Here is a 12,535-nt window from a genome sequence, read left to right on the forward strand (position 1 = left end):
GTGATGGGTCATCTTTATAGTGTGACCATTGCGGGAAGCTTTCTTATACAGGTGGGAATGAGTGAATATCTTGACATCCTCCCCACGGCGAAAGCCGGAGGATTCCCACAATCACTTGCGGGGTTTCCTGCTTCGCTGAGTCTTGCCAGGGTTGGTTTTTACCGCCCCAGGTCTTACGGACTCTCCACAGGCATTGAGGACCGTGAGCCCCAACGATTAATGTTTCCAGAGAGAGCCTGATTAGCGGCTAAAAATGAGAGGGTTATGCGTATAGCCACCAAGATTTGGATTAGGGTTCCAACTTGGCTTTACCCCGGGTTTTGGGCGAAGATTAGAAAGTGTAAAGATTGTTTCAAGTGCCAATTGTGTCTCCATCCGTGCCAGAGTCGCGCCCGGACATTGGTGTGGTCCAAAGCCAAATGCGACATGTTTATTGGGACGGCGATGTGGATCAAAAGTTGTAGGATGAGGGAAGATTGCAGGATCATAGTTAGCAGCTTCTAGAAAAAGCAACACACGTTGCCCTTGCTGAATCCGTTGGGTGTGGGAGGCCGAAACCGGAAATACAATATCCTCGCTGGCCTCGCGAATCAGGTAGCGGGTTGGTGTTATTATTCTCAGAAGCTCCTCACCAAGTGCTTTTATAAAGTGAGGATTGGTCTGCATCTCAGCCTGATACTGCTGCCAATGCTGTGTCAGAAAGGTAAGACCATTGCCCAGCAACTTTTTTGACGTAATACGACCTGCCGCGAAAACCATCATGCAGTTTGCAACGAGATCATCTTCCTCTGGGAAGATATCGTGGGCAGCGATAAAGGCACTGAGAAGACTCTCGTCTGGATGGCGTCTTTTTTGCGTAATCAGCTGACGAAAATACTCCTCTAGCCGTTGCACATCCTGACCCGCACCACGGAAATAGCCGCTGGTGATGTCTCCAAAGGTATCAGACCATTGCTCCAATTGTTGAAGTAGCTCTCTATCTTCCGTAGGGATGCCAAGAACGTGAGCGATTGTCAATAAAGAGATGGGCGCTGCAAACTGGCTTACGGCGTCGATTTCTCCTGTGGCGCTCACTGCTTGAATTGCATCCTGGGCGATCTTGCTGATGGTGGGAGGCATCTCCTTGACCATCTGTGCCAGAGGTCTGAGCATAACAGCCTGTGCTTTATGATGGGTTTCCCCATCCATAAATAACATTTGTCGGCTAACGGGCGAGAAACGCCCTGATGTTGATTTTGAGGCTGAGCCTGAACCGAGACCGGAGATAAAACGAGGGTCGTCCAGCATTGAAGCGGTAAGCTGGTGCCCTGTCACCAGCCAGCATTGGCTAGTGCTATCAAAGTGGAGAGCACCTTGCTCTCTCAGGGATGTATACAACTGATGTGGGTTGGTATAGTTCCGTCGTAGTGTCAGCAAATTCAGTGTATCTGGCGTTTTGTGTGTGGGTTTTCTTTGCATCATTAGGGCCTTTCGATGGCGGCACTGCTGCCTGCTATGGAAACTCTGGTGCGTATAGGAGGCAGGCAGTCAATGCAGATCCAGTATTACTGTGGACTACTTTTGTCCAGGATAGCTTTCTGTGATACCATCTCTGCCATAGCCACAAGTATTTTACGTGTTCCTTCAAAAGGATCTCGTGCATGAGCTACCATCATATTATCCAGCATGATGACATCTCCTTTTTGCCACTGGAAGCGTACTGCCAGGCGATCATAGATTGCAGAGATTTCATTCACAATGGAATCTTCAATGGGAGTACCATCACCATAAAGGACATTTCGCGGCAGATCTTCTGCGCTAAACATCGAGAGCATCGACTCTTTAACATCCGGGTCCAGACAAGAAATGTGATGCAATTGAATCTGGTTGAAGAATAGTGGTTCACCTGTCTGTGGATGCAGTACCACCGCAGGGCTGATCTGCCTGGTTGTGAGTCGATTTTCTCCTTTCCACTCAAATGCTACGCCTGCTTTGCGACAATACGCTTCGACATTGAGTTTATTCGTTGTGCCAAAGAATTGTTGCCAACTGACATCCAATCCGTCAATGAAGTTACGTACATACAGCAACTTCTTCTCTTGCATACGCCGAATAATAGCCGGGTCGAGCTGCTCATAGGTTTTGCGGCAATCTAAAATCGGCGTCGCACCCAACCCATCAGCGGGTTTTACGCAATAGAAGAAGATTTTCATCGGCCAGCGGTGCATATGAGAGCTTTCATTATGAAATAAGATCGACTTGTCCGCCGGGTACGGCGTTGAATGATACACTTTGGAGCCGGGCGTATCACGCGGCAGGTCGCCATATTCATCAAAGAGCTCTCCGTCAATTGCGATGGAGCGTGCAACATTCTCAAACTTATCAGGAGAATCGATGGCGAAGTTTCTGAATAGAATTGCGCCGTGCTTATTTAACTCCTTCTGCACGTACTCCCGATTGTGCGTAGCCCAGGTTGCTAGGTTGACCCCCATCATCGTTGGCTCTAGGACCAGCGGAAGCGTTAGTTCTGGTGCCAGATAACTTGACTTTGTCAACGTGATGTTGCCCGGCTTTGTCTCTTCACGTCGTTCCTGGATACTCTTTCTAATACTATTGCGAATGCTTGGCCTGGTTTCCACGATTAACCTCTTTCTTTTAATGTGAAATGTACAGGAGAAGAACTTCGTTGAAATTAGATAGCTCTTGCGTGTAACAAACTCAAGTTGACAATACCTTTGCTAGCTTGCGTCTTCATCTTCACAGATACCAACGCTCATATATTTCCAGCCAGCATCTGCCAAAACTGCAACTACGTTTCCGCTTTTTATCGAGCTAGCAACTTGCACAGCAGCATGGAGTACTGCCCCTGCTGATATTCCTATAAATACGCCTTCCTTATGTGCTATAGTCCGAATCATAGCACGTGCATCTTTTTCCAAAACTTGAAGCCGATGATCGGGAAAACTTGGGTCAAAGAGAGGTGGGGAATATCCCTCCGCTTCGAGGTTTCTCAAGCCCGGAATCCGGGAACCTACACGTGGTTCGACGGAGACAATTTTTGCCCTTTCATTATGTTCTCGAACACGTTTCCCTGTCCCCATCAGTGTGCCTGATGAGCCGAGTCCACATACTAAAGCATCAATCTCCGGGACCTGTTCTATGACTTCTACCCCTGTAGTCTCATAATGAGCGCGCGCATTCGCGGGATTACCATGTTGAAAGAGGTAGCAATAGAATGAATCTTGCTCTACCAGTTTCCTGGCACATTCAATTGAGTCTTTTGTATAAGTGCTATCAATATATACTATCTTCGTTCCATAAAAGTGCAGGAGTTTTTTTCGCTCCTCTGTAATGTTTCGTGAAGCAACGAGCGTAACTGGATATCCTTCACATTTGCCAATCATTGACAAAGCAATACCATAATTACCACTGGTCGCATCAAGTATTGTCATACCAGTCTTTAACCGTCCCGATGCTATTGCATCCCGAACCATATAAAGTGCTGGTCGGTCCTTCACGCTACCACTAGCATTAAATCCTTCCAACTTTAGAAAGATACGAACTGCAGGATTTGGCGACAATTTTGTGACCTCTAGCATAGGGGTGTGTCCAATGCAGTTCAAGAAACTCTTTTTACTTGCTGCCATAATTACACCTTTCTTATACGGCACCTACTGAGATTTTGAGTCACCTTTATTTGGTGCTCTCATCACTATGTGTAAAAAATTCTACTGATAAAGGCAGACACACATGTTTCCCCCTATAACGGCTGGGCTTTGAGAGGCGAAAATCCTCGACCACGAATAATCTTTGGAGCCATCTATCGTTTCCGTCATATCGTGGATGAAATCCAGTCCTGCCGTGAGCTGCAACGCGGTTATCAACGATTAGTAGATCTCCTGGCAATAATACGCAATCAACAGCGACTTGTAAAAGCGCAGCCTTAAGACTGTCAAAAGCAAGTTGTGCTATTGGATTCTTTGCCTCCATTCCAAAGAAGTTCACACACAAATCTGGCTCGACTGTATCTCCTGAGAGTATTGGCATGAATGGTGAGTAAAGAGCAGGTTCACCCGGTTTGACATACGCAGTGGAAACTCGAGCTCTATAGAGGGGTTGTCTTAGTATAGAAATCAATTTACTCGGAACTTTATGTATAGCTCTGTAAATTGAAGCTGATGCTGTTCTCGCAATCTGATCATGATCTGAGCGAAGACAGAACAGCCCAACGTAATCAGGTTTGTTCGGGTGGAAACAAGATTCCGTGTGAAAATCTAAATAGACAGATCCAGTATTTTCTAATCTTTCCTCCTGGCCCGCAACAGGAAAAGTGTTTTGGATGATTGCTCCTTCCTTTTCATCTGCATAACCAATAGGCTCTCCCAAATACATCATTAACATTAAAAGGGCGTATTCACTCACAGATGTTTTGGAAAACGCTTTTTGATTACCGTTAGGCGTTGGAGGGAGAGCATGATCTACAGGGAGATTCCGAATAAGGAGTGTGCCATAATTATTAGAATTTCTACGAAAATCGATCAGGGTGCTGGCCAAGCTGTGCGGAATCTCTTTTTGGGCTATTTGTACTTGTGTAAAAATATCATCCGTATCTAAGTTAGCAATATCCCATAAGGACAACCTATCAGTAATTGCCCTTATTGAATCTTTCTCATCATCATTTAGATTGATAACACATTCTTCACCTAGCATAGGTGAAGCATCAATGTGTTGATTTGCCTCCATCTTGTTTCTCCTTAGCTGAAAAATGTTACTAGCAGAATACCGTTGATCTTTGTCAATCCTGCTATGCAAGTAGCATGTGTAAAAAATATTATTGGCAAGCAATACGAACATTATCCATAATTATAAGCGTTTGCTTGCACTTTTCAATGCGGATATACATTAATTTATTCAGTTTGTATTGCCAGCATCCAATGAACGGCGGTATTAAACATAGACGTTCCCCTTACACTTTTTCTGCTTAAATCAATTATTGCCTTTGGCTATCTTTACCAGGAATGAATAGATTGAGCAACGATATATTGCTGATAGCAATTTTTGAGTTCCATGATAGCGTTTTTTAGGCCTTGCGTATTATCAATGCTAAAAAGTAAAGAGAGGATAGTCCCACTATGCGCGCAGATAACTCCGAAAGCATTGCAACGTAGTGCCACTTCTATGGTGGATTCGAGTTCGTCTTTTTGTAAGAATCGTTGATTTACCCTGGCACTCATCGTTGCTCCTTGTCCAACTTTTGTTAAATTCGAAGTCTGAATTCCTTCTTTTACCAGGTTGAAAGCTCTTGCCAGGATATCAATTTCATCTGCAGTATATGAATTGGATGTATTATTGAATTTCATTGTATCAATAACACCTCCTGTATCGATAATTAATTGGGTTGTTGGTGGAACAGCACCAAGATATTCAAGGAGTTTGCCACGACGATGATTATAAGCTACTATTCCTCGATACATCAAACCATCACTTGGTTCGATAGATATCGCTATTTCCGAAATCTGCTCTGGAGTGATGTTTTTGCCTAATATTTGTACAAGTGCTTCTATAGATCCAACAATGTCGGACGTTGATGAGGCCATCCCTTTCCCAATAGGGATTTGAGAGTTGATGTGAACATGAACATCCACATCCGTGATGTTAAAGAGTTCTAAGGTTAGATGCATTGCATCTTTCACCTTTACACACTCATTTGGATAAGTTCTTACTATGCCATGTCCAGCACTGATGCTCACTTGAATTTCTGAAAAACATCTAATAGGATTTGTTACTAAAAAATGTTCACCATTATTCATTTGCCCTTGTACTAATTCTCCAGCGCTACCAGGGATAACAACCTTCATTGATCTAATGAATGGATTAATATCCAAAAATCCCATTTCACGCTCTTCTTGCAGTTGACCTTCGGAAGTCATATGCGTTCCCTTCTCTCAAGGAAAATATGATTGTTCCACTGTATTGAAGTTTAGATAACCCCAAGAAAAAAGGCAGCTTTGATTGTCAAAGTCTGCCTGATGAGGTAATGTTGTTTAGAATCAACAAAACAAAGAAAAAGGACATTACCTCTTGAACTTTAACACATTGAAACAGTTTCGTCAGCAGGTGTACCACAGTTTTGAACGCGGTTCTGATGCCTTGTTCAATCTGTGCGATGCATTGCTCAGCGAAAGTCAAGCGCGCAGTTTGCCAGAATTGTCTCAACCGCCCTTTTTATACGGCAATGGCCCAGTCTGCATCAGGCGTTGCACGATGGGCACATCAATGTCGATGTCTTGCGCGAAGCAGGGATTACCGCCTTGCTGAAGCATGTGAAGCCACACGAGCCAGTGTGGATCAGTGTTGATAGTAGCAACATTGCTCGCTCTGAGGCGCATACGAGTGCGCATCGAGGCATCATCTACGTTTCCAATTTGCCGCGTTGCAGGAAACCGATCAACGTCGGTTGGCAATTCTCGACCGTGATGCTCTTGCCTGAGGAACCTAGCAGTTGGGTGGGGATTCTCGATCAACAACGGATCGCCTCCCACCACACTGCTGTGGAAAATCGCCGGGATGAGCCCCTGGCTTTCATCCCAAACCGGCTCCACGCTATCACGTCATTGTGAAAAGCAAGAAAGAGGCCACATCCAAGGTCCAGTGAGCCGAACAATTGCTTCAAAACGAACAGTAATCCTTTCCAACTGAAGTTGACTGACAACTTCCCTGATTGATCAACGACACAACAAATAGCTGTGGTATATCCTTGCTATGATTTCTTTGATCGTGCAACCTATCTGATGCCAATATGAATGATCATGGTAAGGAAGAATACAAAGGATGTAGCAGCATGAATCAACCGCCATCTGGATGCGATACGTTTCTGGCGTATGGCTTTCTCCACCAGTGTGCCTAATCCCACCAGCACTGTCAGTATGCCCCAGGTAATACTTCCACTGATCAGTGAGGCTCCGGAGGGCATGCCTGTGTGGGATGGAGGTGCCAGCAGCCAGGGGATATATAACAGAGCATGGATTGCCGCTACAATCAGAACGCTCCAGCCTAAAAAAGGGTGAAATGAGCGCAAAATACGCAGAATATTATTCAGGCTTATAGCTCCCCATGAGTGTAGCCGTTTTTTGACCAGTAGATAGCTCTTGCGTGTAACAAACTGGCCCAATGCATAGAGTGCCCCAACGACCGCAACCAGGCCCACTGTGGAACTCAGCGAGAATGCCGCCAGCGCATATTGACCTGGTCGATAGATGAGCACGGGAAGAGCGCGTTCGAGGACTAATAAGAGAAGTAGGCAGCCTATTGTTGGCAAGATCCACTTTTCCGAGCGATGAAACAGACGTATTGCCTTGTAGATGAGCAAAAAGACCAGCGCAGCTACAACAGAAATGGCAAGAAATTCGATCAAGGTTGCTAACAATTGATGCATAACGTGCCCTTGATAATGCTCTATTTAGAGGTATCGATAAAATTGTACGAGGATGATCTTTTTGCTTTATGCTTCTACTGATTATCGTCCTGGCCCTCCTTTATTAAAAAAGCTTCAATCTGTTCCATACGGCTTTTAAGGGTCGTTGCAACAAGTTGCACATTTGGCTCGCTCATCATGTCCCGATGACCTCCCGGAAGTTGGTGAATCAGGATTTCCTGGCTGGTCAGAGTCTCCCAACCACCGGTCAGTGCCCAGGTCATAGGAAGAACAGATGCCTTCTTTGCCCCTCGCCCGAGTTTGATAGATTCTTCTGCTCGGAAGAGGTCAATTTGACCGGGATAGACATCAGGAATATAACTTCTGACGGCGTGTACATTCATCATCTGAATGCGCCATAGACGACGAAACTGGTCGAGATCGGTATCCGCAGGTACCAGGTTCGCTTTTTTCCCTTCTTCCATCACAGCGCGCAACTGTTCTACGGGAGGAAGCATAGAGATATCTTCATCCATTGAAAATGTTTTGCGCGACATAATATCCATTACTATTGCGGCATCGCTCGTATCCAGTTCCCTTATCTGTGCATCTGGATTACGAACGGTAAAAGGAACATTGGCATCCAGGAGTGCCAGTAATGATACTTTTTGATGGCGTTTGCTTAACTGTTGGGCAATCTCAAACGCCATTACCCCTCCTGAGGACCAGCCTCCCACCTGGTAAGGTCCCTGCGGTTGAATACGTTGTATCTCTCGAACATAGAGAGCGGCCAGTTCCTCTATCGAGATATATGTCCCGCCGTTCTCAACGAGATCTGGAGTTTGTAGCCCATAAAATGGCTGGTCAGCCCCCAGGTGACGCGCGAGATTGGTATAACAGAAGACGGTTCCCCCGGCTGGATGCACACAGAAAAGAGGACGCTTTGTTGTTGCTCCTGCCTGGATAGTCACGAGCGCCGGGGTCTTTAATGCATTGCTCCGTTGTCGCACAACAATGGCAAGCTCAGCAATGGAACTGTGCTCAGAGAGAAGCGACGGCGCAAGATTAATATCCAGTTGTTCGCGAATCGCAGCTATGACACGTTCTGCTAGAAGGTCATTTCCCCCAAGTTCAAAGAAGCTGTCGGTGATAAGAATAGGATTCACCTGCAACACTTCTTCCCAGATCTGCTGTAGCTGGAACTCTACGACATCACGTGGCACTATTGCGGTGACATCTGCTGGTAGCTGGTCCTCAATGACATTTAATTGTTGTCGTACGACCGCAGCAAGCTCAGCAATAGTTTTGTGCTCAAAGAGAATTGCCAGTGGAAGGTTTACATCCAGCCGCTTACGGATCTGCGCTATCAGGCTAACTGCGAGAATAGAATGGCCCCCAAGGTCGAAAAAGTTATCGGTGATGAGAATGGGGTGTACCTTTAATGTCTTTTCCCAGATTTGCAGGAGCTGAAATTCTACCATATCACGTGGCGCTACAGCTTTGTCTTCATCAGACACCTTGCGGCTCTTATCCGGAGGCGGAAGCAAGCTGCGATTGACTTTTCCGTTGGTTGTGAGTGGCAATGCCTCTAAGATAACGTAACTTTCGGGAATCATGTAAGCTGGTAAGTGGTCACTGAGATAATCACGGAGTGTTGCCGGTTCAAGCATTGTCTTGCTATTAGGTACGACATAGGCAACCAGACTCTTATCAAGATCTGGCTCTTCAAACACTTCCACCACACATTCTCTTATCTTCTCATGTCGCTCTAGTAGTTTCTCAATCTCTCCCAACTCAATACGATACCCACGCAACTTTATCTGACGGTCGACCCTTCCCAGATACTCTAATATGCCCTGCTGATTTTTGTAGCGAGCCAGATCTCCCGTCCGGTACATCCTGGCTCCTGCTATATTGCAGTATGGATCTGGTACAAATCGTTCTGCCGTCAGATCCGCACGACCCACATAGCCCCTGCCCAGGCCAATGCCTCCTATATAGAGTTCACCAACAATGCCAATCGGTACCGGTAGCCCTCGCTCATCCAGCACATAGCATCGTGTATTGGCAATAGGATGTCCGATGGGAACCTGCTCCTTGATCTCCTCATCGGGCGTGACCTCATAGATGCAGCAACCAACAACCGTCTCTGTCGGTCCATACTCGTTGATCAAGCGCGTCTGAGGTGCTTCCTGTTGCCAGCGTCGTATGTGTTCGCCTTTTAACGCCTCTCCACCAAGAATCAAGGCCCGGCTACTCTCTGAGAGTTCATGCGGTTCTAATTGCTGGTTGAGCAGATTCAGGTGGGCTGGCGTTAGCTTCAACAGGCTCCATTGGTCTGCTTGGCGCAGCACTTCAGCAAGTTCATCTAACTCCTTACCCTCCTCCAATAGCCACGCCACACGGCCTACCACTAATGGGGCAAATAGAGCCGTTACTGTCAGATCGAAGCTTATCGGCGAATGTACTGGCACCCCCCAGCCAGAGGCAACTTCGTAGTGCTGACTACACCACTGTACATAGTGGGCTGCCCCCTGATGAGAAATCATTACCCCTTTCGGTTTACCTGTAGAGCCGGAGGTATAGATGACATAGGCCAGGTTATTAGTAGAAAGATAATGGCTGGCAAGTGGAGGCAGCTCTCGTGTGCTGGTGAACTGCTCTCTCATACTTTCTAAAGAAACGATTGGCGTTTGCTCAGGCCACTCCGTCATCTGTGATTGTAACTGCTGAGTCGTCAGTACTATCTTGAGTTGAGCATCGGACGCGATAAAGCGCAAACGCGGCAATGGCGCAGAGAGATCGAGTGGTACATAGGCAGCTCCGGCCTTGAGCACTCCCAGGATTGCTATAACCAGCGCTACCGAACGCTCTAGATAAATGCCGACAAGATCCTCTGCCCCTATCGGTAATCTTTGTAGGTACTGAGCCGTTTGATGCGCGAGGGTATCCAGGGCCTGATAGGTTAATTGATGATCTTTATCAACAACTGCGATAGCATCTGGAGTTTGAGCTACTTGACGCTCAAACAGCAGGTGTAGAAGCATCTCTTGAGGATATGGTGTGGTTGTTTGATTATATTTCATCAACACCAGATCTCTCTCAGCTACATTCAGGATCTCTAGCTCGCTCAGTTTACACTCAGGTCGTAGCACCGCGTCTTTTATCAGATGTTGCAGTTGACCGGAGAGCAGTTGTATATCTTGAATATCATATAGATTAGCATTGTACTCTAAAGTGAGGTTTAGAGAAGCCTCAGCATGTTCCTGTATCAGTAACCTTACTTTAAAGGGCTCGCTACTGATAGAGCACTGGTGAGGGCTAAAAGAGATTTTTCCGTTCGTAACCTCCGGGGAAAATTTGTAGTAATCAAAGCCGAAGGGATACAACAATGTGGTCGTGGGATCGTCTACAGCAAAGTAAAGTTGCTGTTCACCATGCGCGTCATAGTCTTCCTGTACTTTGCGTAAAAAATCACAGAATCGTAGCTGTTTGTTCGGATGAGAGAGAAATGGAATATATTTCGCGATAGGCCCGGCGATATCAAGTAATTCATCATAGAGACGGTCAGTGACACCCAGGCCAAACACCAGTTCATCCTGGTTTAGAAAGCGCCAGAGTAATACTTGCCAGCAAGTAAAGAAAAAGACCGGGAGGGAACACTCATATCGTTTAAGCAAAGCATATATACTTTTCTGGAATTCAGCTTCAATAGAAGCATGAACGGTGAGTGGCCTGAATTGTGCTGACAGGTTTTCCTGGCGCTCATAGGGGAGCGTGGGCATCAAGGCAGGAAAAATATTCTGCCTTGACCAATATGCTTTTCCATCCTCCTCCAGCAGGGAATTCTGCCACTCAGAAAATTGTGTATATTGAGGAATCTCGGTCTCCTGACTTTGATTCGTTGTAGCAGAATTATTATAATGGAGGCAGACTTCTCGTATCAGGTTAGAGAGCGTCTGTACATCGGCATGTAATGGATATGCACCTATATAAAGTACATGTTTTTGATCTGGAAAAGATAGCAAAGAACAATGTATAAGCGGCCCCTTTTCAACATCGAGGGGCGCATGCTGTGACTCCAGGAGGAAGCTATCCATCTCCTCCTGCTGTTGATCGATATCAGCTTCACTGGAAACCTGTCGCCAGGTATAGAGAAGGCGATCATTGATTACCTGTACCGGGAACTCCATACCAGGCAAACGGTAAAAGGTCGTGCGAAAGATTTCATGTTGCAAAAAAACAGCTTCGGTAGCTCGACGCAGAGCTACGATATCGAGTTCTCCCTCGATTAAAAGCATGCAATACGCCCGGTATGTTGTACATTGTTGCTGGAGTGACCAGAGTCGTGTCTGTTGGGGAGAGAGGGAAAATCCCTCACTTATTTGTTGCACTACTCTACCTCTTTCTCTACATCGTGCAGGCTCAGCATATCGCCCATGGAGACATAAATCTTGCGTGGACCTTCAAAGGGATTGCGTGCATGAGCAGCGAGCATATTATCAAGCATCAGAATGTCGCCCCGCTGCCAGGGGAAGCTGACTTCCAACTCGGCATAGACCTGGCAAATGGCCTGCATCACCGCATCCTCAATCGGAGAGCCATCCCCATAGAAGCAGGTGCGCGGCAGATCATCCTCGGCAAAGAGCGAGCGTAAGGACGCGCGAATGTCGGCATCCAGGCAGGCAGGATGCCAGTGAGTTGCCTGGTTCCACCAGAGGAGTTCATGGCTGAGAGGATGGGTGAGGATGGCGGGACGGCGCTGACGGGTGCGGAGCCGGTCGCCATCTTTCCACTCAAACTCAATGGCCGACTGGCGGCAATAGGCTTCCACCTTCTCTTTCTCGGTGGTACGAAAGACGGTTTGCCAGGATAATCCGAGCCCTTCGCCATAGTTGCGAACATACATAATCTGTTTGCGCACAAACGCCTCGCGGATGTCGGGGTCGATGCGCTGGAAGACGGCGCGGCTATCGACAATGGGAGTCTCGCCGCCGACATTGGCAGGTTGAGCACAATAAAACCAGATTTTCCTGGGCCAACTGGCGTTGAAGGAGTTCTCATTATGCCAGAGCAGTTTTTTCTCCGGTGCATAGAATACTGGCGTGTAAAGATTGCCATTCCCTTCACCTTTGACTCTAC

General features: G+C 46.7%; 9 protein-coding genes. 1 reads left to right on the plus strand and 8 read right to left on the minus strand.

Annotated elements, in window-relative coordinates:
• Positions 1-240: 240 nt before the first annotated feature.
• The 5 genes from JMI88_RS21870 to JMI88_RS21890 form a co-directional block, all read right to left on the minus strand.
• Entirely contained in the window at positions 241-1,461 is a 1,221-nt protein-coding gene (locus JMI88_RS21870; protein ID WP_201364094.1) for a cytochrome P450, read from the minus strand.
• An 83-nt stretch (positions 1,462-1,544) separates the two neighbouring features.
• Entirely contained in the window at positions 1,545-2,618 is a 1,074-nt protein-coding gene (locus JMI88_RS21875; protein ID WP_201364095.1) for a TauD/TfdA family dioxygenase, read from the minus strand.
• Positions 2,619-2,717: 99 nt separating this feature from the next.
• A complete protein-coding gene (locus tag JMI88_RS21880) occupies positions 2,718-3,626 on the minus strand; it encodes a PLP-dependent cysteine synthase family protein (RefSeq protein ID WP_201364096.1) in 909 nt (302 codons plus the stop codon).
• A 46-nt stretch (positions 3,627-3,672) separates the two neighbouring features.
• On the minus strand, positions 3,673-4,722 hold the full coding sequence (locus JMI88_RS21885; RefSeq protein ID WP_201364097.1) for a TauD/TfdA family dioxygenase: 1,050 nt from the start codon (positions 4,720-4,722) through the stop codon (positions 3,673-3,675).
• Between the two features lie 266 nt (positions 4,723-4,988).
• On the minus strand, positions 4,989-5,909 hold the full coding sequence (locus JMI88_RS21890) for a GHMP family kinase ATP-binding protein (protein ID WP_201364098.1): 921 nt from the start codon (positions 5,907-5,909) through the stop codon (positions 4,989-4,991).
• Positions 5,910-6,140: 231 nt separating this feature from the next.
• On the opposite strand from JMI88_RS21890, the gene JMI88_RS21895 reads away from it, so the two are divergent.
• Positions 6,141-6,599, plus strand: coding sequence for a transposase (locus JMI88_RS21895; RefSeq protein WP_201364099.1), 459 nt, complete (start codon positions 6,141-6,143; stop codon positions 6,597-6,599).
• A 164-nt stretch (positions 6,600-6,763) separates the two neighbouring features.
• Here the strand turns inward: JMI88_RS21895 and JMI88_RS21900 are convergent, their stop codons facing one another.
• The 3 genes from JMI88_RS21900 to JMI88_RS21910 form a co-directional block, all read right to left on the minus strand.
• On the minus strand, positions 6,764-7,414 hold the full coding sequence (locus JMI88_RS21900) for a hypothetical protein (RefSeq protein WP_201364100.1): 651 nt from the start codon (positions 7,412-7,414) through the stop codon (positions 6,764-6,766).
• Positions 7,415-7,488: 74 nt separating this feature from the next.
• Entirely contained in the window at positions 7,489-11,787 is a 4,299-nt protein-coding gene (locus JMI88_RS21905) for a non-ribosomal peptide synthetase (RefSeq protein WP_201364101.1), read from the minus strand.
• On the minus strand, positions 11,787-12,535 hold a 749-nt coding region (locus JMI88_RS21910), incomplete at its 5' end, for a TauD/TfdA family dioxygenase (RefSeq protein ID WP_201364102.1). The genes JMI88_RS21905 and JMI88_RS21910, both read right to left, overlap by 1 nt.

This window comes from Dictyobacter formicarum, from assembly GCF_016587435.1.